The organism is Escherichia sp. E2586 (genome assembly GCF_005781105.1).
Classification (GTDB): Bacteria; Pseudomonadota; Gammaproteobacteria; order Enterobacterales; family Enterobacteriaceae; genus Escherichia.
Genome location: NZ_VATN01000048.1, coordinates 1 through 21,544, shown reverse-complemented (window position 1 = coordinate 21,544; position 21,544 = coordinate 1). Strand labels below are relative to the sequence as shown.

Sequence of the window (21,544 nt, the reverse complement as noted above, 5' to 3'; positions counted from 1 at the left end):
TTCTTTGTCGATCCAGTTTTTGTTGATCGACAGATCCATCAATTTATGGACATTTTCGTCGTCCCAGGTCTGGCAAAAAGTTGCCAGATTCTGACGCGCATTACCGTCGAGAAATAATTCATCATTGATAATTTGAAATGCGACATCATCACGCATTTCATGCAGCGGAAAATGTTTAGATTCAGCGATGGTGGAAATAGATTTTGTACCAAAACGTGAATCGAGTAGTTCCGACCTTAAGTCCGTTACTTGCTTCTTATCCATTTCAAACTCCTTAAAATGATTGGATCGCAATAAAAAAAGTAGGATTTATCGATAAAGTAAGCAAGCTCAATGGTCTGGGTTTTAAATAACAAAATCCTAATCTTGTTTAGTCCCTGACAATAATTACATTATATTTTTTAAAGTAAAATCAAAAGGATGAACAATGTGTCAATGATAATTTCGGGGTTTTCAGTGTTATTTTAATGTGTTTTTTTACCTGCCGTTATTATCACGTAAAAATTAGCCAATAAAATATCATTATTAGTTAGTGGTTAATTTTTTGAACGTTTTTAAAGATTATTGAATAAAAAAGATATAATTACCAGAATCCCCGCCAACATTGTTCGTGGGGTAAGTTGTTATTTCGGCAGTAATACTACGATATAGGTAACTGCGTGAAGGAGTTGTTGCCCTGGATGTAAACTGATTTTTACCCTACGTGTCATATGGTCGTTCACTTATTATCTTTGAAGGCCAGGCAAGATAACGTCAATACGGCGTTGGGGATCGTTTACACGCCAACTTCCGAAACTGATAAGTCTTCCTTTTAATTAATAGTGTAAAATTCAGGTATAACTCTGACAGGAGGAAATATGCGTAAATACATCACCAGCAGCGAATGGGCGCTTTTCTTTAATGCTATAACGGGTACGCGAAATGAAATCCGTGATAAAGCATTGCTACATATAACTTACATTCATGGACTTCGCGTCAGTGAGTTGATAGACCTTAGACTGGGAGATCTTGATATGACTGAAAAAATTGTTTTTATTAGGCGTCTGAAAAATGGATTATCAACTTCACATCCATTACAGCCAGAAACAATAGAATTATTGCAACGCTGGTTCCTGATTAGAAAAAGATACGCTAAAGGTAGTCAGGATGATTATCTTTTTCTGTCAAGCCATGGAAAAAAAATTTCCAGACAATGGATTTATAAACTCTGCGCACGATATAGTCAGCGTGCGGGTCTGAGAATTAAGGTTCATCCGCACATGTTGCGTCATGCCTGTGGTTATGCTCTTGCTAATCAGGGACTGGATACCCGTCTGATTCAGGATTATCTGGGTCACAGGAACATTCATCATACTGTACTGTATACGGCCAGTAATCCAGGACGTTTTCATCGGGTCTGGCGCAGTTAAATTTTTACGCAAGGAGTGAGGAATTGCATATCCATAATATTTTTATTATCTGTTCTGTGAAATAGTGTGTATATAGGTCCTCTTTTTAAAACACATTTATTAATACACAGCGCCCCCATGGCATCATATATATGAAAATCAAAAATCTCTTTGTATGTCCCAGTAAATTCCTGGCTGGCATATAAACCATCAGGAAGAAGCGTCTCTGGCAGGGAAAAACTGTTTATTTCTTTAAAAGTATAAATTAGTTCAGAATCTGTTTCTCTGGAGGGTATCATTTCACCTGAAATCATAAAATCAGACATTTCATTAACAGGATCATAAATTGATACTATGGACTGAAAAAGGTTACGGTTATAAATAAAATGATCGCCGCTCTGGGTATGGATAAAGTCCATTCCCAGATTCACAGGCATTTTAAGGTTTGGAACAGAAGGATGATTGCCCTCAGCTATCTCAATCATTCTGAATTTTGTGCACGGTGTGGTTCTGTACAATACGGGCTGGGCATACTGCATATCCCAGGCATCCGCATTGCGATACTGTACTGGTGACACCTTGAACTGTTGCCTGAAAGCACGGGAAAAAGCCTGGGGCGAACTAAACTCATACATTAGTGATATATCTGTTATCCGGCGACTGGTATGACGCAAAAGTAAAGCGGCAAGTGTTAGTTTTCTGCGACGTATGTATTGCGCCACACTGATCCCCGTTACATCCTGAAACAGTTTGTACAACCAGCGTTCTGAATAGCCTGAACGTTCAGCAAGAACTTTTACTGACAGTGAGGTGTTCAGATTCCCTTCGATAATTCCCGCCAGTTGCTGGATTAAATTCATTTGCTATACCTGTGGGTCCATGCCAGTTGACTGTTCTTAAGAGCAATCGGTGTTTTATTCTGCTTTCCTGACTTTAGCACGTTTAGCCATAGCCTGATGGGGTCATCGTGTCACTCTTGAATGCTCTGTTTCATCTGACCGGAGCCATTAATGTCTTCCCGAAAATTTCTTACTCACCATGAAGTCAGCCTTTTGATACAGGCGGTGCTGAAGGGGCGCCACCCGGAACGTGATGCCTGCATGATACTTCTTGCCTTTATCCACGGACTCAGGGTCAGCGAAATGCTTTCGTTACGTCTTGCTGACCTTGAGCTCGAGTCCCGAAAACTGTGCGTCCAGCGCCTGAAAAACGGCTTCAGCACCGTGCATCCCTTACTGACTGAAGAAGTACAATGTATCAGGAACTGGCTCAAAGCCCGGGAAACAATGAAATTACCTACAACAGAAGAAGAGAGGGACTGGCTGTTTATTTCCAGATCAGGGCGTCCGCTTACCCGTCAACGATTTTATAACTTGCTGGCTGAAGCAGGAAGAAATGCCGGGCTGGCTGTTGCTGTCCATCCACATATGCTGAGACATGGGTGTGGTTACGCGTTGGCAGATAACGGCATCGATACACGCCTGATTCAGGATTACCTGGGACACCGGAATATCCGGCATACGGTGATTTATACAGCTTCAAATTCGGCCCGCTTTGAACGGTTATGGAAGCCGTCAAAAAGGGCTAAAAAGCAACTTTTTGACCCAAACTGTAAACTGCCTGTATTGCGGTTGCAAATGTTAAAAAACACATGTTATGCAAACAACAATTAATTAAAGATCATTTGATTTAAATCAATAAAACCCCCATATCAATTCCCTTCTGTAACAATATGGCATTGATGTCTGTCAGTTTTCTGAATTTTCCAAAACTCCATTAACAGTATAAATAGCCAAAAACATCACATAAATAAGAAAATAAAACCAGATAAAAACAAAAATTTAGTTTTTTAATCCAATGTTGTCAAAATGGGTCATTTTGACAACAACAGATCCTCTTCTTGTGCACTTGTATTGCGCGTTACTCAGCACTGATAACCCGACACATGCGGCAACAGATGTCTGTTGTCATTACTGGGGGGAGGGATACCAGTGCTTCTTAATTCATATTTCTGACGGAGAGATATTCAGGTGGCAGGTATGCCTGAGAGACGCAGACGAATAAAGAGACATTTTTTCTGTCCTGAGTGTGTTCAGGACATGCAGGCTCGACCACTGTATATCATCGTGACCTTCTGGGGGATGCGAACCGGCAGGTTACTGACAGTTGAGGCGGTCAGTCGGGAGTTTCATATACCCCAGAGAACAGCAAAAAATATTCTGTATTACATTGAGCACGAGGGACGAAACCATATCCGCAGCAGGCGCTTCATACAGAACGAACCGACAACGGGACGAAGACGCGCTCTGCGGATCCTAGATATACAGGATCCGCAGGAAATCCCGGCCAGTTCAGGAGCAAAACTGGATGTTCAGTTGGAACCTGTTGCCCCCGCAGCAAAGCAGTCACTCAGGCCACAGACAAAATTTCAGAAACTACGTCAGTGGATGGTATCGAGAAAACAGAATGAACAGGCTCCTCAGGAGCTGAGAGAATACGGATGAAACAGATATTTTTGATGAGTCAGTGTCAGTACACCCGCCTCGGGCTTTTTGCAGTGATGGAAAGTGCCGGGCAACATGCTGCTCAGGTTATTTCCGTGGAAACACCGGACCAGATTATGTCGCATATTCTGTCTGACAGACACCTCCCCGGGAAACAGCGTGTCATTGTGGTAGATCTCACCTGCCATGAGTCATCAGTGACTGTGAGGGCGCTGTGGTTTTTGTGGAATCTGTCAGTCCTTTATTCTGAACGCCACGAACTGAGAGGGACTCCATGCATTTTAATTGGCCATCAGGGAGGGCAGAATAATATCAGATATCCTTTTACCTGGATTTCTCCGTCACAAAGCTTTCATCAATTGAAAAATATTTTTCTGCGCATTCTGGCCGTGCCTTCTCGCTATATAAGTAGTGGGTATAGATTTCAGCGTTTAAGTGCTAATGAGCGACATGTGATAAATGCACTTCTTGGCGGTGAAACTGTAAGTGATATTGCAAAGCGTATGCAGATACATTACAGCAATGTGTGTTACTACCGACAAAAGGCAATATTTAAAATCGGTCTGAGAAACCGGAATGATATTGCATGGATTATGAACAGGACGTTTTTGTAAGCGCTGCAACGGTACGTACTGACCGGATACACTTCCGAAATTGATAAGTCTTTCCGCACGTAAACTGTAAACTAACTCCTGCGCGTAGCCAGAAGTAATGCAGGGTTCATTTCATCTGCGACGACTAAAGTCGTTGGATAAATATAGTGGAATGCGCGAAATATAACATCGTGAGAATGTCATGCGTGCGCTCTTCTCTGCTATTACAGAAGAGTGCCAGAACTGAGATGTAGGGCGTGATCCATCACAAGAAAGACACTTTAGTTATATTGTTAGCGTACTCATTGTGCTTTTCAACGCTTATATATTTTTGAAGGTGAAAATATGTCAACGCTGAAGAATACATTTTTTATCCCTCCGCCTGATACGCCAACGCAGGCAGGGCCTGAAAATATTTTTTATGATTTTAATGATGGTGCACGTGTATTGCTTCCTGAAGGGAAATGGCACGTGCGTCTGCTGGATGCGGATTCAGAAAATATTCTTTTCTGCTGCGATGTGGATAAAGGCTGGGTAACCAGCAGTAAGAAATATTTCGTGCGCTTTCGTATTCAGGTATTCCGTCAGGGGGAAGAAACGCCTCTGCTGGATGAAACCCTGAAATTAAAAGACCGGCCTGTACTGATTTCATTCCCGACCGGGACGCTGGGCGATTTGCTCGGCTGGTTTCCTTATGCGGAACGCTTCCAGTCCCTGCATAAGTGCCGTCTGGAATGCACGATGGCGCAGGACATTATTGACCTGCTGGCGCCTCAGTATCCGCAGATACAGTTTTCCACGCCGGATAAGCCGCGCACGGTGGCGCCTTATGCCACCTATCGCGTGGGGCTTTATTTCGGTGGCGATACAAACAATCAGCCGGTGGATTTCCGCAAGGTCGGTTTCCACCGTTCTGCAGGCTACATTCTGGGCGTTGACCCGCGTGAAGCCCCCGTCCGGCTTGACCTGTCCGCGCCCCGGGTTATCCAGGAGCCTTATGTGTGCATCGCCACACAGTCCACCTGTCAGGCGAAATACTGGAACAACGGCACTGGCTGGAGTGAGGTCATCGCACACCTGAAATCACTGGGTTACCGGGTGCTGTGCATTGACCGGGACGCCCACTATGGCCAGGGCTTTGTCTGGAATCACATCCCGTGGGGAGCCGAAGACTTTACCGGCAAGCTACCGCTGCAGGAGAGGGTGAACCTGCTGCGGCATGCCAGTTTCTTCATCGGCCTGCCAAGCGGTCTGTCATGGCTGGCCTGGGCTACCCGTATTCCGGTGGTGCTGATAAGTGGCTTCAGCCTGCCCAACAGCGAATTTTATACCCCGTGGCGGGTATTCAACTCCCATGGCTGTTATGGATGCTGGGACGATACATCGCTGAATTTTGACCACCACGATTTTTTGTGGTGCCCGAGACATAAAAATACTGACCGGCAATTTGAATGTACCCGGCTGATAACCGGCGCCCAGGTCAAGGGCGTCATCAATAAACTTCACCGTTCTTTAACTGAACAGGGTGTTGAGGACACTCTGGAGAAAGGAGTAAGCAATGAATAAGGTTTATAACACTGTCTGGAATGAATCCACAGGGATGTGGGTCGTTACCTCAGAACTGACCCGTAAAGGAGGTCAGCGCCCCCGGCAAATCAAGCGTACCGCGCTGGCAGGGTTGATTGCCGGTTTGCTTCTGCCGTCCCAGCCTGTGCTGGCGGCAGCCTATGATAACAAGACAATCGGAAGTGGTGGAACGAGCATGAGCCAGCCCCTGTATGCAGGTGACACTGCTACCAACACAACTATTAACAAAGGTGGATCCCAGCCTGTCTACAGTGGCGGTAGCGCGACGAACACCACCATTAACGATGGTGGTGTTCAACCTGTCTACGACGGTGCCAGTGTAACGAGCACCACCATTAACGATGGTGGGGAGCAGATAGTTTACGATAACAGCAGTGGTGTCACGAGCACTTCCATCAACAATGGTGGGTACCAGCTTGTCTACGGAAGCACCAATAATACTATGATAAATGGCGGAATTCAGGAATTACTCGGAGGAGTGGCGAGTGATACCACAATCAATAATGGCGGGCATCAGTATGTCCAACGCGACGGCAGTGCTTCTAACACCATTATTAACAGTGGAGGAATGCAGAGTGTCTCCATGGATGGCAGCGCCACGAACACCATCATTAACAGCGATGGTTTACTGGTGGTGTATGCTGGAGGAAGTGCTGTTGCAATTACTCAGAACAGCGGCGGCGCCATTACCACTGACACTAATTCTTTCATGAATGGCAACAATGCGAAAGGTAACTTCAGTATCGCAGGTGGCAGTGCGGGCAATATGCTGCTGGAGAATGGTGGCTCATTAACCGTACTTAATGGACATCAGGCCACAGAAACTACCATTAACAGTGGTGGAAAAGTGATTGTCAAGGGCAGTGCAACGAACACCGTCATTAACAGCGATGGTTTACTGGTGGTGTACTCTGGAGGAAGTGCTGTTGCAATTACTCAGAACAGCGGCGGCGCCATTAGCACTGACACCGACTCTTTCTTGAATGGCACCAACGCTAAGGGTAGTTTTAGTATTGCCGCAGGCAGTGCCAGCAATATGTTACTTGAGAATGGTGGTTCTCTCGCTGTACTCAACGGGCATCAGGCCAAAGATACCACTATTAACAGCAATGGATTACTGCATGTCTCCCGCGGCGGTAGCGTCACTGGCACCATCGTTAATAACGGTGGCCGCGAGAATATCAATTCAGGCGGCAGTGCCACGAGCACTACCCTTAACAGTGGTGGTGTCCAGGCTGTCTCCGGTGGCGGTGTTGCTACGAGCACCCTCGTTAACAGCGGAGGGAGCCAATATGTCTACAGCGGCGGCAATGCGTTGAACGCCTCTGTTAATGACGGTGGGCGTCAGTTTGTCTCCAAAGGCGGTATCGCCATTGCTACTTCTATTAATAGCGGCGGTCGCCAGTATGTCCGTATCGGCGGCAGTGCCACGGACACCGTAATTAACAATACTGGGCGCCAGTTTATCTCCAGCGGCGGCAGTACCACTAACACTACAATTAATTCTGGTGGGGGGCAGTATCTCTACGCCGGAAATGCCACGAAAACTACGGTTAACAACGGCGGACGCCAGTACGTCTCCAGTGGCGGCAGTGCCACTGACACAATCGTTAACAGTGGTGGACGTCAGCATGTTTACATCGACGGTAATGTCACAGAAACGACTATCACAAGCGGCGGCATGCTACAGGTGGAGGCCGGTGGCTCAGCATCTAAAGTTACCCAGAACAGTGGCGGGGCTGTCGTCACCAATACCAGTGCAGCCGTGAGTGGTACCAACGATAAAGGCAGTTTCAGTATCGCTGGCGGCAGTGCAGCCAATATGCTGCTGGAAAACGGCGGATACCTGACGGTGTTTGACGGTCATCAGGCCAGCGATACGATGGTTGGCAGTGACGGTACGCTGGATGTCCGCAGCGGCGGTGTGCTCCTTGGTACCACCACCTTGACTGATAAAGGGACTCTCGTCGGTGACGTTGTCACAAATGAAGGGAACCTGTATTACCTTAACAACAGTGCTGCGACCTTCGCAGGCACCCTGACGGGTACCGGTACCCTGACGCAGGAAGGGGGTAGCACCCGTTTCAGCGGCCTGTTGTCTCAGGACGGTGGGATTGTCCTTCAGAGTGGCGGTGCCATGACGATGGATGCCCTTCAGGCGAACGCTAATGTGACGACACAATCAGGTACCACCCTGACGCTGGATAACGGGACCATCCTGACGGGGAACGTTGCGGGAGACAACACCGGTGCAGGTGACATGGCGGTTAAAGGTGCTTCTGTCTGGCATCTCGATGGTGACTCCACTGTCGGCGCATTAACGCTGGATAACGGGACCGTTGATTTCCGTCCGTCAACAACCACACGCATGACGCCAGCCTTCCAGGCGGTGTCGCTGGCGCTCGGGAGCCTGTCGGGTAGCGGGACGTTCCGGATGAACACGGATATCGCATCACATACCGGAGATATGCTGAATGTCGCGGGTAATGCCAGCGGTAACTTTGTGCTGGATATCAAAAACACCGGTCTGGAGCCAGTATCTGCTGGTGCGCCGCTTCAGGTGGTGCAAACAGGTGGCGGTGATGCCGCGTTTACCCTGAAAGGCGGGAAAGTCGATGCCGGTACCTGGGAATACGGCCTGAGCAAGGAAAATACCAACTGGTATCTGAAGGTTGATACTCCGCCTCCGGTTACTCCGCCGACTAACCCGGATGCAGGTAACCCAGGTACAGGTAACCCTGACGCAGGTAAGCCAGATGCAGGTACATCGTCGTCTCCGGTGCGTCGCACAACAAAATCGGCCGACGCAGTACTGGGCATGGCAACAGCACCGGCATACGTCTTCAACAGCGAGCTGGATAATCTGCGTTTCCGTCATGGTGATGTGATACAGAATACCCGTGCACCAGGGGGCGTATGGGGCCGTTATACCGGGTCAGACAACCGCATCAGCGGCGGGGCCAGCTCGGGCTATACCCTGACTCAGAACGGTTTCGAAACCGGCGCCGATATGGTCTTTGACCTGAGTGACAGCAGTTTAGCTGTAGGTACTTTCTTCTCTTACAGCGACAACAGCATTAAACATGCCCGTGGAGGAAAGAGTAAAGTCGACAGCACCGGTGGTGGTCTGTACGCGACCTGGTTTGATAATGACGGCTACTACGTGGACGGTGTGCTGAAATACAACCGCTTTAATAATGAGCTGCGTACCTGGATGAGTGACGGTACGGCGGTGAAAGGGGATTACAGCCAGAACGGTTTCGGCGGTAGTCTCGAAGCGGGCAGAACCTTCAGTCTGAATGAGAATGCATGGGCGCAGCCATACGTGCGGACAACGGCATTCAGGGCGGATGCGAAAGATATCAGCCTGAATAACGGTATGAAAGCCAATATCGGCGCAACCAAATCTCTGCAGGCTGAGGCTGGCGTGAAGCTGGGGATGACCCTGGACGTTGCAGGAAAAGAGGTCAAGCCGTACCTGTCGGCGGCGGTGAATCATGAATTTTCGGACAACAACAAAGTCCGTATCAATGACACCTACGACTTCAGGAACGACATCTCCGGGACGACCGGGAAATACGGATTGGGTGTCAGCGCGCAACTGACCCCAAATGCTGGCGTCTGGGCTGAGGCTCGTTATGAAAACGGTAAGCATACCGAGTCTCCGGTCACGGGCAGTGTCGGGTTCCGTTTTAATTTCTGAGACGTGTCCTGAACAGAGCGGGGATTAAACCATGCGCTGCGGGCGGAAGTTAAAAGGCTTCCGCCCGCGTTTAAATACTTGCTGCCAGAATTCGTAAAAAAAATTCACGGCCTGTAGCGATGCAAACTGTGTGGACAATGAAGCTAAGCCAGATGGTCAATGTAATATCTGAGGGGATACAACAAGGGTAAACAAGTTTCCATGTCCATTAGAACTACTGGCTAAAAAGGTATTCATCTCTCGATGCAGAATAAATTACCATTTAAGTGATACTACGTAAGTGTGAAATTATTTAAAATGTTAATGTTTTTTATCCTTTCGGTGTTTCTATATTTTAATGGTGGTAATTTGTATTTTTTAGAGAAAATCCGAGTAAAAGTCTGATGAGAATCGAACCAATATTTATAGGCGATGCTCATCACAGACTCATTAGTCTCGACAAGATCTTTAGCTGCAAGACTAAGTTTTTTATCTTTGATATATTTCCCAAGGCTAACTTTTTTTATCTGTACAAAAATCCGCTGAAGATGCCACTTAGAGTATCCAGCCCGCGTAGCAACATCGTCGATCTTCAGCGGTTTATGTATGTTTGAATCAATCCATTGAGTTACCTCATCGATAATATCTTCTGTTCTGGACATAAGGCGATGCTAACTATAAGAGGGCTGTGACATATATTGTTCAAAATGCTAATTACTTACTTATAGATTTCAGCAACCCCGTGCAATCGGTTATTCCCCGTGGTTGACAGGATTTTGAATGATGTTGCTCCTTGATCATCAGCTTTACGAGAAAGCGCATTCGATAATTCATCAAGCGTCAGGGCATTACTGGCTGAGACTACACCAATCTTTTCTTTGCCATCTGCATGACGAATCTCCTCAGCAGCAGATGCAGTATTTACCGAAATGAATCCCATGAATAATGTAGTAATTAGTAGTGCTTTCATATCTGATACCTGTTTTAAACGATATATTTGGAAGTTGACAAATATCAGAAGGAGCATCCTCCTTCTTGATCTGTAAATATACAGTTCTAAGCTGTCATAAGACTGACTGTCATATGACAACGTTGTCAGATTTTTGAATTTTTCGAATACAGATTCAGGTCGTTAATAACGCACTCAGGTTCTTCAGTAAGGGGCATATTGTCTACATCGAAAACCCCATCATTTTTTTGGGGATTATCACTCTGCAGCTCTGCAAACAGAGGAGTGAGATCCTGCTGTGCTTCTCCTCGCTCTGCGACCAGTTCGAACGTTTTATTTTTTGCCGCATCATTGCTCAAGGCCGTTACCAGTACCCGGGCGATTTGTTCCCGGGAAATAACACCATCTTCCGGCGTTCCCGCATGGCGTTTATCCCCCTGAAGCATGACGATTCTGTGCTCATCATCATTGTTGTAATCAAACCAGCCGGGTCTGACGATAGTGTAGATATGCCCGCTGGCTCTGACCAGGCGTTCAGCTCGTCTCTTCCAGTCATGAACTTCAGTACGTTGATTCCAGCTACTGAGCCGCTCAGTAACGCCAATCGTTGTCATCAGGGCGATGCGAACAGGTGTATCCCTGAATATTCGCAAAATGTTACGTACACCGCCGTAATCTATCGCTCTGGCACCAATACGTCCCTGACCATCGGAGCCGAGTGTAAAAATGATGGCATCAATATCTTTCGGTAAATCGGTGAGTGTTTCAGGTATTGAAACATCGCCATAGAAAATATCTGTTCCACGAGGGAGTAACTTGATTTTCCGCCGATTCCTGACCAGAGCCACGGGCTGATGGCCCATTGCAATAGCAGTATTCACAACATGAATACCAATGCTTCCTGTTGCGCCAGCAACGAGTATTTTCATGATAAACCTTCTGATAATTCAGCCTTATATTTGATACAGCCAGAATATCAATTATCATTATTGCCAGTAACGAGGCTAAAATGATTGTGTCTATGAACACCCTTCATGAATGCGCTTTGAAGGGAATGCTTCTACAAGGAAATCGTCAATGCTTAAAGAAAACTTCAACGAACTGCAAATCTTTCTTGTGGTGGCAAGAGAGCGAAGTTTTACCAAAGCAGCGAGCAAACTCGGCGTCTCTCAGTCTGCACTTAGCCATGCAATGAAGGCACTGGAGGAAAGGTTAAATATCCGTCTCTTAACCCGAACTACCCGTAGCGTGGCCCCCACGGAAGCAGGGGAGAGAATAATTGCCTGTCTTGAGCCACGTATAGATGAGCTTGAGCGCGAGCTGGAATCACTTATCCAACTGAATGGCACTCCCTCCGGGAATATTCGTTTATCAGCCGGGGAACATGCTGCGCGCAGTCTGGTCTGGCCGAAGCTAAAACCGTTCCTCAGGGAATATCCCGAAATCAATGTCGAACTGGTGGTGGATAACGGTTTTGTCGATATTGTTGAAGGTCGTTTTGATGCCGGGATCCGGCTGGGTGAAAGTGTGGATAAGGATATGATTGCAGTGCGAATTGGGCCGGATATGCGGATGGCCATGGTGGGATCGCCGGCGTATTTTGCTGCAAACCCTGCGCCTGAAACGCCTCACGAACTACAAAATCATCGCTGCATCAATATGCGTCTGCCAACGGCCGGTGGACTTTATCACTGGGAGTTCGAGCGAGAAGGGAAACCGTTACGGGTCAGAGTTGATGGGCAACTGACGTTTAATCTGCTGCCAGAAAGAATTGATGCCGCATTATCAGGATTTGGTATCGCCTGTGTTCCCGAAGACGCGATTCAGGATTATGTAACGTCAGGCGAGCTTATTCAGGTTTTACAGGAGTGGTGTCCAACTTTTCCCGGATATTACCTTTACTATCCCAGCCGTAAGCAGCATCCGCCTGCTTTTGCGCTGTTGATTGATGCACTTCGCTACGCGGAATAACGTGTCCACATTTTGCTGTGGGCCTTGCGCGGGCATAATGACCTTTTTCACTGCACGCCTGTAGGCCAGTGCGCTTTAATACAGCGAAGGCCAGCGCTTCAGTAACGTTGAAAGCTTGATACAGCAGTGAACAGAGCAAACATCTTCGAGGCTGTGAATCTCCATCAGAAAAAGCTACACAATACGATGAGCGCCCACTGAAGGTTAGGCGCTCTATTAAACGTTTAAGGTGATCTTCTAAAATGGTTATTGCAGATTTTTCTCTTTCAAAAACCGACTCACCAAATCAGCGATCTGCACATTATTCAGGTCGGAGAAGGGGAAGTGGGTATTACCTCTGATTCCAGCCTCAGGCAGATGCGTCACCGTCACATCCCCACCATGCTTGTTAACCACGTCACGCCACTTACGCGCCATTGCCAGCCGTACTCGCCAGCTGTCCTGTGCGGGCATAGCTACAGGTTTATCCGGTATGTTATCGCCGTAAATAATCAAAATCGGGATTTTAGTCAGCGCCATAAACTGTTCCATTGGCACGGATTCACCCTTCAGCGTGTCGAACGCACTAGGCATAGGGGCAGGGAGTTCTTTTTCCGGGAACACAAAACCGCTGCCTGGCTCGAAGGCGACAATGGCTTTGACCTTGTTGTTTTTCATCGCGGTATACCAGCCTGGTCCACCACCCTGAGAGTGGGTAAAGAGGATTGCCGGGCCTGATTTATCCACTACGGCAGACATCGCATCAGAGATGACATTGACATCAAATGGCCCTGTATTCGGAGTCATCTGGCGGAAATACTGATTTAGTGCCTCTTTGTCGTGGGAAAACTGGACGCCTTTAAAATACTCTGGCCACACGCCAACACGGAACTGGTTAAACCACATCTGCTCATCAGGTTTTGGTGTAACCGTACCTTCTACAGTGGTACGTCCGGCATCACCCCGACGCGGCTGATCGACAATATACGTGGAGAATCCGCGGCGCAGGAATATGTTCTGGAACCCTTCTCGACCATCCGGCGTACTTTCCCAGGTACGAGAAGACTGGCCCGCGCCATGTAGCATAACTATGGGATATTTATGCGGATTCTCCGGTATTTGATAGAACACCGACGCATGATCGCCATGATAAGTTTGACCTGCAGAGTCCAGCGGCTTTTTCGCGTCAAATGTTCCCGGGGCGGTGATGATGGTGCCTCCGGCAGAAAAACTTCCTTGCTCCTGAATGACCAATGGTTCGGCGTATACAGACTGCGCCCCCAGGCCTCCTGCCATCATGCAGATGGCCAGCATTTTTAAGACCGTTTTCAAAATTGCATCCTCTGTTATGGTTGCCGTTTAATCATATCTGAGTTGCCAGCGTTAATTATTTCGCCCCCTTGATTGCCTTTATTTGGCGGATTCATAAATGCAGAGGATGAATCACGTATGTGCACTGACCAGGGGGAGAGTCTGCATGACGACCGTCTCTATTTGTTCTCAAGCGCTTTTTGCAGTGCCTCTTCAGCTCTTGTGGCTGCATCATTGTCGCCATGTTCACGCAGAACCTGTGCTAACTGTCGTAACTGCGCTGCCGTCAGACCGACTCGCATACTTGCTCGCGTATGTGACAGTAACTGGGCTTCAACGCCTGGCGTAGCGGCTAATGCGCCAACTGTTGCCAGTTCACGGCTTTGCCAGTCGAGGTTATCGCGAGCGAAAATATCGCCGAACAGATGTGTTTGCAGGAATTGATTTATTGTTGGCGCAAAATCAAACAGTGGCCCCTGAACAGGCGCGCCTGAGATTTTCGTCTGGTTTGCGGTACCGACACGGCGAAGTTCATCCCCGACGGGAATAGGGGCGATCGGCGCTTTACCTTCAATGTCTTCGATGCCACGTTGTTTACGTGTTTCGACGACTTTCATCAGCTCATTCAGTGCATTCAGGCTGCGGGGGAATCCCGTATAGGCATAGAGCTGGATGAGAATTTCTTTAGCTTCGTTTATCGTGAGTCCTGTATCAAGTCCTTGATTAAGCGCTGCATTCAGCTTATCCATCTGACTGCTGGCCATTGATGCGGCAATCAACGGAATGGCCTGCTGGCGAGCTGACAGCGTATCTGAAACCGTATATTCATGATTCATTTCGGTAACTCCTTTATTGATGAGCGCAGCATTTGCGGTAAGCGCAAAACCAAAGGTTAGCAGTACCGCTGCCGTTAATATCTTAATGGGCGTGGTATTGTTCATCTGTCACTAACTCCTTCCAGTTAACGCTTTTGCCATCCACCACGCCGGTTATTGCCAGATGTGTCATCGCACTACCGGGGGCCGCCCCATGCCAGTGTTTAACGTCCGCCGGACAAGAGACAACATCGCCAGCACGGATCACCTGTACCGGCTTGCCTTCTTGTTGGGTGAGTCCAACACCAGAGGTCACAATCAGTCGCTGGCCTGCTGGATGCGTATGCCAGGCGGAGCGGGCACCAGGTTCAAAGGTGACATAAGCCGCGGAAACACGGATGTCGTTGTCAGCGTTGAACAGAGGATCAACCCGGACACGACCGGTAAAATTCTCCGTCGAGCCATACACCGCAGTCTGGCTTCCGGCGGGGGCGATATGGACAGTGGAATTTTGCTCCGCAGCCCATGATGAAGTTGTGAAGAGAGGCAGTAGTAGCCCAAGGTAATGTAACTGTCTGATCATACAACGCGTCCTTATCTACGGTGACAGGAGGGGAGACAATGATTCTATTCAGACGGACATGTCGTCAGGCTGACGCCTCGCTGACAATTTTGTCAGTTAACGTTGCTCCAGACTCAGTGCCTGAAGGCGCATTGCTCACCGTTTTATCCGCTTTCAGCGCAAAAGTGAGGCCAAATGTATTGATGCCGCCTTCACTACGGGCAAAGACATCACCCTGGTGCATAATAGCGACGGCACGCACGATCGACAGGCCCAACCCATGATGGGCATCACTCCTTGCTCGTGAGGTGTCGATGCGATAAAACCGCTCAAAAAGCCGATGTAAGTGTTCTGGTGCTATCGGATTGCCTGGATTGGAAACTTCAACACAGGCCTGATTATCCCTTTCGCTTAAGCGCACAGTAATAGTGCTATTGGAAAGGGAATGTCTTGCGCTATTTTCCAGTAAATTGGCCAGTGAGCGGTGGAACAGCCGCCGATCGATAAACGCAGTAACATCGCCTTCAACATCCAACGAAAGCTGTTTTTCAGTAAATGAGGGCTCGACATATTCTGCTGTCTTAAGGGTTTCTTCTCGCAAGGAGACTTGTGTAAGCTGAGAAGCATGTTCTCCCGCGTGGGCATGAGACAGGAACAGCATGTCATTGACGATGGACGTCATACGTTCAAGTTCTTCCAGATTCGAGCCCAGTAATTCTTCCAGTTCCTCATGAGAGCGTCGTCGTGATAGCCCCAGTTGCGTCTGGCCAATCAGGTTAGTCAGCGGCGTGCGGAGTTCATGAGCAACATCGGCATTAAAACTTTCGAGTTGCCGCCAGGCGATTTCCTGGCGCTCCAGCACGCCATTAAATGATGAGGCCAGTTGTTGTAACTCTTCGGGTAAGGCTCTGGCGTCCAGTCGCTGTCTATGGTCCCCAGGGGCGAGATGTTGCGCCTGCTTACTGAGCATACCCACCGGACGCAGGCCAATCTTTGAAACAACGTAGCCCAGCAGGGCAACGATCGCTACGCCCAGAGCCGCAATGATCAGCAGTGTCCGCGTAAAGGCATTGAGCGTTCCCATGTACGGCGTGGAATCAATGGCGACCACATAACGTAACTCAGGTCTTTCACCGTTTGCCGGGATCGTTTTCACTAACAAAAACAGTGAACATGCGCTCTCTGATGTGCCGGGTACTTTATTAAATCCCTCCCGTAAAGAAGACCACTGAACTCCCACCGGCGGCATTCCTCCCACGCTAAAACGCGGGTTATCGCTGACAATCCAGTAGCGAACACGCTCACCTTCGGAGTTGGCTAATACGGTGAATTTATTGGCAAGCGTGGACCAACCATCGGCCGTGGTTCGCGCGGTGATCCACGGGCTCATCAATGATTCCCTGAACAACAGTTCGTTGTGCATCTGTTTTTGCAAGGAATCATGCAAAGAGCTTCTGAGCAGGATGCCAATTACGGAAACAATCAGCAGCGCAGATAAAGCAAACATCAGCGCCAGGTGGACAGAGATAGAACGCTTAACCATGCTTATCCTCTTTATTTACTCAGGCCGGACTTCGAGGACATACCCCATGCCGCGCACGGTATGAAGTAGCTTAACGTCGAATGGGGCATCAACTTTGGCGCGTAAACGTTTAATGGCGACTTCAACTACATTGGCATCACTATCAAAATTCATGTCCCAGATTTGTTCGGCAATCATCATCTTTGACAAAATCTCTCCCTGATGACGAGCGAGCAGACTCAGCAGGGAAAATTCTTTTGCGGTTAGTTCCAGTCTCGTTCCACCGCGAAATACCCTGCGCGCCAGTAAGTCGAGATGCAAATCCTGAATGTGAAGTTGAGTGATGTCTGCGCCATCGGTAGGGCGGCGACGTACCAACGCCTGAATACGCGCCACCAATTCAATGAGTGAAAAGGGTTTAGGGAGATAATCATCCGCGCCCATACGAAGCCCTTTGACGCGTTCGTCGACCGAGCCCCGAGCTGACAGCATCAGCACGGGTGTCTGTTTTCTGGCCCGGACGCCTTCCAGCACTTGATAACCATCCATTCCCGGTAGCATCACATCAAGAATTATCGCGTCGTAGTCTAATTCCAGCGCGTAATGAAGCCCTTCAGCGCCATCGGCTGAAATATCAACGATGAACCCCGATTCTTTTAATGCACGACTGATATACGTCGATGTTTTCTCTTCATCTTCTATAATTAAAAGGCGCATAATATTCATCCCTCTACACCTATGGCTTTAGGGTGCTGATTTATTTATCGAGTCCTTTATCGTGTAACCACGATGCCAGTATTCCGGCAATCTCCTGATTATTCTTTTCCGCCATCAGGAAATGAGAATTGCCTTTGATGCCAATATCAGGAAGATGGACAAGGGTGGCGTCTCCACCGTGACGATTAACTGTCTTGACAAATTGCTTTGCCATTTCATATTCACTTCTCCATTTATCCGGGCCAACGGCAGCATCCGGTTTTTCAGCAATAAAATCGCCATAATAGATAACGATTGGGATTCGCGTGAGTTTGAGAAACTCGTTCATGGGAACTCCCATCGCGGAAGCGCTCAATGGTGCAAATGTCGTCTTCACCGGTGCTGGCATCTCATTTTCCGGGAAGATAAATGGTGTTCCGCCTGGCTCATAAGCAACAATGGCTTTTACCTTGTCGGTATAAAAGGGCGTTCTCCAGCCAATAGTGCCGCCCATCGAGTGAGTGATTAAAATACCCTGACCAATTTTTTCAAATAACTGTGCAAGTGTTTTCGCATTCAGGTCATTATCAAGTTCTCCTGAATAGGGATTCCAGGAACGCTGGAATGCTTCAATACTTGCAGGATTGTCAGGGAACTGCGAATTTTTAAAAACACCCTGTTCATTGCCAACACGGGACAACAGAAAAAACGTCTTGTCGGCATACATAGGATTGCCCGCCCAGGGATTTTTACCCGTATCATCTTTGGTCGATAAACCGGCTTCACCCATGCGTGGTTGATCAACGAGATAAACACTATAATTTTTTTTCAGAAAAATATTCTGAAATCCATCGCGTCCATCTGGTGTACTTTCCCATGTTCTTTTTGTTTGAGCACCGCCATGCTGGAAGACCAGCGGATATTTATGTGTATTTACCGGAATTTGGTAGAAGACATAAGCATGATCGCCATAAGCGGTTTGACCATCAGGGGAGAGAAAATTTTGTTCTGAAAATGTTCCTGAATGCTTGACTGTTGTGCCTCCCACAGCAAAGCTTCCCTGAGTTTGTAATACAATATGCGGTTCTGTACTTTGGCTCTGAATGCTGTGCGTTGTGCAACCAGAAACGGCAAATATTAGTCCGGACAACAAGATATTACCGACCGTTTTTTTGAATGGAGTGTTATGGTTCATATATTATCTCTGATGTTTTATTATGGTTTAAAATAGCGCTCCTGGTTTATCCAATACCCGTCATCATTGCCACGAGAGGCATCGTAATAAGTGACACCAGTGTGGTTAATGTCGCACCTTTAAGAGCTAACGGATAAACTTTTTTATTTAACATCTGAGCCAATAAGGGCGTTCCTGCACCAGCTGGCGTTGCTACCGCAGCAAGCAGGACACCCAACAGTAGCCCATCGTTAATGAATAACTTCATTATTAATATAATAACAAGCGGAATGATGACCATTTTAAAAAAAGTGAATATCCATACTTTCACATCTTTAAAAACAGATTTCCATTCGATGTCTAATAGGAATGAGCCTATCAGTAGCATTGAAACCGGGCCAGTTATTGCGCCCAGCATTTTTATTGGTTGTGCAATGATGTAAGGAATATGCACATTTGAAATATATAAAAGCAAAGCAAGAATACAGGCAACGATCCCCGGGTTGATAACGTTTAACATATTTTTCAAGCTAAGTGTTTCAGCATTACCACTCTGGTCTTTCATGCAGTGATAACCATATGAAAAGAACAATAAGTTATATGGGAGTAAAAAGACAGTGATATAAATCATGGCGTTGGCGCCATATAAAGAATATATCATTGGGATCCCCATCATGGAAACATTAGTAAATGTTGTCATGACAGTAATCACACCATAGTATTCTCTTTCATAGCGTAAAACTCTTGCCAGCATACGACTGCAAATAATCAGTAAAATAAGTGTAGTGAATGCGGATGCAAGTACGATGGAAAGTTCCTTTCCGGAAATATGTGGCTGATCAGTCGTAACCCCGGAAAGTATAATAGCTGGCATCGCAAAATTAAAAACAAGAGATGTGAGTTGGGGCGTGTTTCCCGGTGTAATAACGCCCACTTTACGTGCTATAACGCCAATACCAATAAGAAGAAAGAAAATAATAAGTTGCTCAAGTGTCGCCATATTAATATCCTTGCCATGGTATATATAATAGTTATCAACCAGGACGCTGCGAATTTTATTCGTCGAAATGTTATGAGTGACTTATTTTATACGGGGTATATCACGGCCGCTTAAGTCAGAATGAGTATATACTCGTCATACTTCAAGTTGCATGTGCTGCGTCTGCGTTCGATCACCCCAGTCACTTACTTATGTAAGCTCCTGGGGATTCACTCGCTTGTCGCCTTCCTGCAACTCGAATTATTTAGAGTATAGCAACATATTTATGTTCATTTGAGAGAGCTTTACCGATAGGGTTAATCAGCCTGATTCATAAATCAGACCCGGGAAAGCGTATTTCAACCGTCCTCAACGGAAAACACGATGAGCTGGGGACTTCCTGACAAAAATGTTATTTAGCGGTCATGATACTGACAGTTTTTTCTCTCTACTCTGTGTCTGAATGTTCCATCTCGGTTGCCTTATGAACACGCATTTTTATCGGGAGAAACCATGAAATTGACACTTTTAAGTGCAATGCTGATGACGGCAGTCGTCGGTATCACTTCAGCAAATGCAGCAGATTACAAAAAGAACCCGTTTACTCTCGTCTATGACGGGGCTATCACCGAAAATGTCGCAGGCAAGGTCAATATCCATCCTGTGAAATATGATCTGCATGGCATTCAGATTGCAGCGAATGTGTATACACCTGCTAACTATGACCCTGCGAAAAAATATCCGGCAATAGTGGTGGCTCACCCTAATGGTGGCGTAAAAGAGCAGGTCGCCGGATTATATGCCCAACGCCTGGCTGAACACGGATATATTACCATCGCCGCCGATGCTGCTTATCAGGGGGCCAGCGGAGGGCTGCCACGTAACGTAGACAAACCTGCGAATCGTATTGAAGATATCCACGGTATGGCTGATTTCATCAGCCAGTATCCCGGTGTTGATAGCTCCCGTATTGGTTTGTTGGGGATTTGCGGGGGAGGAGGGTATTCACTTGCTGCCGCCGAGACGGACAAACGATTCAAATCGATTGCAACCATTAGCATGTTTAATTCAGGACTTGTACGGCGCAATGGTATGCAGGATTCACAGCTGGATACTATTCAACAACGTCTTCAGCAGGCTTCAGATGCACGAGCTCAGGAAGTGGCCGGTGGCGAAGTGCTTTACTCCGGTGATGCCAACCTGACTGATGAACAGATCGCTAAATTACCTTTTGCGTTATATCGCCAGGGCTACGAGTACTACTGGAAAACCCACGCACATCCAAACTCAACGTTTAAATACACCACGAGCAGTCTGTTAGACTTGATGAACTTTGACGTGACGGACCATATCAACCTGATCAATAAACCTCTGCTAATGATTGCCGGTTCCAAAGCGGATACGCTCTATATGACTAAAGATGCGTTCGCTAAAGCTACCGGTACGAAGGACAAAGAGCTCTTCCTGATCGATGGTGCTACCCACATTGAGACATATTGGGTGCCAGAATACGTTGACCAGGCGACGCAAAAGTTAGACGTTTTCTTCCATAAGAATATCTAGTTACCCTCCAGGGGATCCCCAGCCGTACAGGCTGGGGGATATCCATCAACTGTAGCCACTGTCCACTTTAAAAAACAAGTTGGCGGGGTAGTTAGAAAATTGAAAGAGAGCTCCAGCATCCTGGGGAATCAAGATTCCGACAATAGGGTAGTCATTTGCTGACTCCATGAGACGAGACTTGGGTGTAAGACGTTGCTTATCCAATCCAATTCGTCATTTAACATAATATACATTATGCGCACCAACATTGTAGAGGCTCAATGCTAATG

The 21,544-nt window shown here is 47.3% G+C and carries 20 protein-coding genes; 8 read left to right on the top strand and 12 right to left on the bottom strand.

What is annotated here, in order from left to right; translation table 11 throughout:
- Positions 1-264 (bottom strand): pyridoxal-dependent decarboxylase (locus FEK50_RS23750; protein ID WP_240779385.1); only part of this gene is annotated, 264 nt, incomplete at its 3' end.
- Between the two features lie 593 nt (positions 265-857).
- On the opposite strand from FEK50_RS23750, the gene FEK50_RS23745 reads away from it, so the two are divergent.
- Positions 858-1,409, top strand: a complete 552-nt coding sequence (locus FEK50_RS23745; protein ID WP_130219595.1) for a tyrosine-type recombinase/integrase — start codon at positions 858-860, stop codon at positions 1,407-1,409.
- On the opposite strand, the gene FEK50_RS23740 is transcribed toward FEK50_RS23745, so the two are convergent.
- Positions 1,406-2,248 carry a helix-turn-helix transcriptional regulator gene (locus FEK50_RS23740; RefSeq protein ID WP_131161707.1) on the bottom strand — a complete coding sequence of 281 codons (843 nt, stop codon included), beginning with the start codon at positions 2,246-2,248 and terminating at the stop codon, positions 1,406-1,408. The two genes, FEK50_RS23745 and FEK50_RS23740, sit on opposite strands and share 4 nt — an antisense overlap.
- A gap of 150 nt (positions 2,249-2,398) precedes the next feature.
- On the opposite strand from FEK50_RS23740, the gene FEK50_RS23735 reads away from it, so the two are divergent.
- The 5 genes from FEK50_RS23735 (at position 2,399) to tibA (ending at position 9,775) form a co-directional block, all read left to right on the top strand.
- Positions 2,399-3,061 (top strand): tyrosine-type DNA invertase, encoded by a 663-nt coding sequence (locus FEK50_RS23735; RefSeq protein ID WP_130219592.1) that lies wholly within the window; start codon positions 2,399-2,401, stop codon positions 3,059-3,061.
- Between the two features lie 366 nt (positions 3,062-3,427).
- Entirely contained in the window at positions 3,428-3,892 is a 465-nt protein-coding gene (locus FEK50_RS23730) for a CaiF/GrlA family transcriptional regulator (RefSeq protein WP_131161706.1), read from the top strand.
- On the top strand, positions 3,889-4,506 hold the full coding sequence (locus FEK50_RS23725; protein ID WP_131161705.1) for a LuxR C-terminal-related transcriptional regulator: 618 nt from the start codon (positions 3,889-3,891) through the stop codon (positions 4,504-4,506). The genes FEK50_RS23730 and FEK50_RS23725 overlap by 4 nt, the downstream gene beginning before the upstream one ends.
- 324 nt (positions 4,507-4,830) lie before the next feature.
- Positions 4,831-6,051, top strand: coding sequence for an autotransporter strand-loop-strand O-heptosyltransferase (locus FEK50_RS23720; RefSeq protein WP_131161704.1), 1,221 nt, complete (start codon positions 4,831-4,833; stop codon positions 6,049-6,051).
- Complete coding sequence (gene tibA / locus FEK50_RS23715) at positions 6,044-9,775, top strand: autotransporter adhesin/invasin glycoprotein TibA (protein ID WP_131161703.1); 3,732 nt, start codon at positions 6,044-6,046, stop codon at positions 9,773-9,775. The genes FEK50_RS23720 and tibA overlap by 8 nt, the downstream gene beginning before the upstream one ends.
- A gap of 272 nt (positions 9,776-10,047) precedes the next feature.
- Here the strand turns inward: tibA and FEK50_RS23710 are convergent, their stop codons facing one another.
- The 3 genes from FEK50_RS23710 to FEK50_RS23700 form a co-directional block, all read right to left on the bottom strand.
- Entirely contained in the window at positions 10,048-10,416 is a 369-nt protein-coding gene (locus FEK50_RS23710) for a helix-turn-helix domain-containing protein (RefSeq protein ID WP_131161702.1), read from the bottom strand.
- Positions 10,417-10,472: 56 nt separating this feature from the next.
- A complete protein-coding gene (locus tag FEK50_RS23705; protein WP_131161708.1) occupies positions 10,473-10,724 on the bottom strand; it encodes a DUF1471 domain-containing protein in 252 nt (83 codons plus the stop codon).
- A 125-nt stretch (positions 10,725-10,849) separates the two neighbouring features.
- Positions 10,850-11,632: an SDR family oxidoreductase gene (locus tag FEK50_RS23700; protein WP_131161701.1), complete on the bottom strand. Its 783-nt coding sequence runs from the start codon at positions 11,630-11,632 to the stop codon at positions 10,850-10,852.
- Between the two features lie 148 nt (positions 11,633-11,780).
- Between FEK50_RS23700 and FEK50_RS23695 the strand changes: the two genes are divergently transcribed.
- Positions 11,781-12,674: a LysR family transcriptional regulator gene (locus FEK50_RS23695; RefSeq protein WP_130210832.1), complete on the top strand. Its 894-nt coding sequence runs from the start codon at positions 11,781-11,783 to the stop codon at positions 12,672-12,674.
- A gap of 246 nt (positions 12,675-12,920) precedes the next feature.
- On the opposite strand, the gene FEK50_RS23690 is transcribed toward FEK50_RS23695, so the two are convergent.
- From FEK50_RS23690 to FEK50_RS23660, 7 genes are all read right to left on the bottom strand, one after another.
- Positions 12,921-13,985 (bottom strand): alpha/beta fold hydrolase, encoded by a 1,065-nt coding sequence (locus FEK50_RS23690; RefSeq protein WP_130260643.1) that lies wholly within the window; start codon positions 13,983-13,985, stop codon positions 12,921-12,923.
- Positions 13,986-14,143: 158 nt separating this feature from the next.
- Complete coding sequence (locus tag FEK50_RS23685) at positions 14,144-14,905, bottom strand: carboxymuconolactone decarboxylase family protein (RefSeq protein ID WP_131161700.1); 762 nt, start codon at positions 14,903-14,905, stop codon at positions 14,144-14,146.
- The gene (locus tag FEK50_RS23680) at positions 14,883-15,362 is read right to left on the bottom strand and encodes a cupin domain-containing protein (RefSeq protein ID WP_131161699.1); all 480 of its coding nucleotides are present in this window, start codon (positions 15,360-15,362) and stop codon (positions 14,883-14,885) included. The genes FEK50_RS23685 and FEK50_RS23680 overlap by 23 nt, the downstream gene beginning before the upstream one ends.
- A 64-nt stretch (positions 15,363-15,426) precedes the next feature.
- On the bottom strand, positions 15,427-16,884 hold the full coding sequence (locus tag FEK50_RS23675; protein ID WP_131161698.1) for a heavy metal sensor histidine kinase: 1,458 nt from the start codon (positions 16,882-16,884) through the stop codon (positions 15,427-15,429).
- Positions 16,885-16,899: 15 nt separating this feature from the next.
- Positions 16,900-17,580 carry a heavy metal response regulator transcription factor gene (locus FEK50_RS23670; RefSeq protein WP_130260640.1) on the bottom strand — a complete coding sequence of 227 codons (681 nt, stop codon included), beginning with the start codon at positions 17,578-17,580 and terminating at the stop codon, positions 16,900-16,902.
- 40 nt (positions 17,581-17,620) lie between these two features.
- Positions 17,621-18,754, bottom strand: a complete 1,134-nt coding sequence (locus FEK50_RS23665; RefSeq protein ID WP_131161697.1) for an alpha/beta fold hydrolase — start codon at positions 18,752-18,754, stop codon at positions 17,621-17,623.
- Between the two features lie 46 nt (positions 18,755-18,800).
- Entirely contained in the window at positions 18,801-19,733 is a 933-nt protein-coding gene (locus tag FEK50_RS23660) for an AEC family transporter (RefSeq protein ID WP_130260638.1), read from the bottom strand.
- A gap of 492 nt (positions 19,734-20,225) precedes the next feature.
- Between FEK50_RS23660 and FEK50_RS23655 the strand changes: the two genes are divergently transcribed.
- Positions 20,226-21,275: an alpha/beta hydrolase gene (locus tag FEK50_RS23655; RefSeq protein ID WP_131161696.1), complete on the top strand. Its 1,050-nt coding sequence runs from the start codon at positions 20,226-20,228 to the stop codon at positions 21,273-21,275.
- The last annotated feature ends 269 nt before the right edge of the window (positions 21,276-21,544 follow it).

Excerpts from the sequence above, each read along its gene's own strand:
- FEK50_RS23745 (WP_130219595.1), top strand. The coding sequence starts at position 858 with ATGCGTAAATACATCACCAGCAGCGAATGGGCGCTTTTCTTTAATGCT.
- FEK50_RS23710 (WP_131161702.1), bottom strand. The coding sequence starts at position 10,416 with ATGTCCAGAACAGAAGATATTATCGATGAGGTAACTCAATGGATTGAT.
- tibA (WP_131161703.1), top strand. The coding sequence starts at position 6,044 with ATGAATAAGGTTTATAACACTGTCTGGAATGAATCCACAGGGATGTGG.
- FEK50_RS23720 (WP_131161704.1), top strand. The coding sequence starts at position 4,831 with ATGTCAACGCTGAAGAATACATTTTTTATCCCTCCGCCTGATACGCCA.
- FEK50_RS23675 (WP_131161698.1), bottom strand. The coding sequence starts at position 16,884 with ATGGTTAAGCGTTCTATCTCTGTCCACCTGGCGCTGATGTTTGCTTTA.
- FEK50_RS23700 (WP_131161701.1), bottom strand. The coding sequence starts at position 11,632 with ATGAAAATACTCGTTGCTGGCGCAACAGGAAGCATTGGTATTCATGTT.
- FEK50_RS23725 (WP_131161705.1), top strand. The coding sequence starts at position 3,889 with ATGAAACAGATATTTTTGATGAGTCAGTGTCAGTACACCCGCCTCGGG.
- FEK50_RS23680 (WP_131161699.1), bottom strand. The coding sequence starts at position 15,362 with ATGATCAGACAGTTACATTACCTTGGGCTACTACTGCCTCTCTTCACA.
- FEK50_RS23735 (WP_130219592.1), top strand. The coding sequence starts at position 2,399 with ATGTCTTCCCGAAAATTTCTTACTCACCATGAAGTCAGCCTTTTGATA.
- FEK50_RS23705 (WP_131161708.1), bottom strand. The coding sequence starts at position 10,724 with ATGAAAGCACTACTAATTACTACATTATTCATGGGATTCATTTCGGTA.
- FEK50_RS23670 (WP_130260640.1), bottom strand. The coding sequence starts at position 17,580 with ATGCGCCTTTTAATTATAGAAGATGAAGAGAAAACATCGACGTATATC.
- FEK50_RS23740 (WP_131161707.1), bottom strand. The coding sequence starts at position 2,248 with ATGAATTTAATCCAGCAACTGGCGGGAATTATCGAAGGGAATCTGAAC.
- FEK50_RS23660 (WP_130260638.1), bottom strand. The coding sequence starts at position 19,733 with ATGGCGACACTTGAGCAACTTATTATTTTCTTTCTTCTTATTGGTATT.
- FEK50_RS23730 (WP_131161706.1), top strand. The coding sequence starts at position 3,428 with ATGCCTGAGAGACGCAGACGAATAAAGAGACATTTTTTCTGTCCTGAG.
- FEK50_RS23685 (WP_131161700.1), bottom strand. The coding sequence starts at position 14,905 with ATGAACAATACCACGCCCATTAAGATATTAACGGCAGCGGTACTGCTA.
- FEK50_RS23695 (WP_130210832.1), top strand. The coding sequence starts at position 11,781 with ATGCTTAAAGAAAACTTCAACGAACTGCAAATCTTTCTTGTGGTGGCA.
- FEK50_RS23655 (WP_131161696.1), top strand. The coding sequence starts at position 20,226 with ATGAAATTGACACTTTTAAGTGCAATGCTGATGACGGCAGTCGTCGGT.
- FEK50_RS23665 (WP_131161697.1), bottom strand. The coding sequence starts at position 18,754 with ATGAACCATAACACTCCATTCAAAAAAACGGTCGGTAATATCTTGTTG.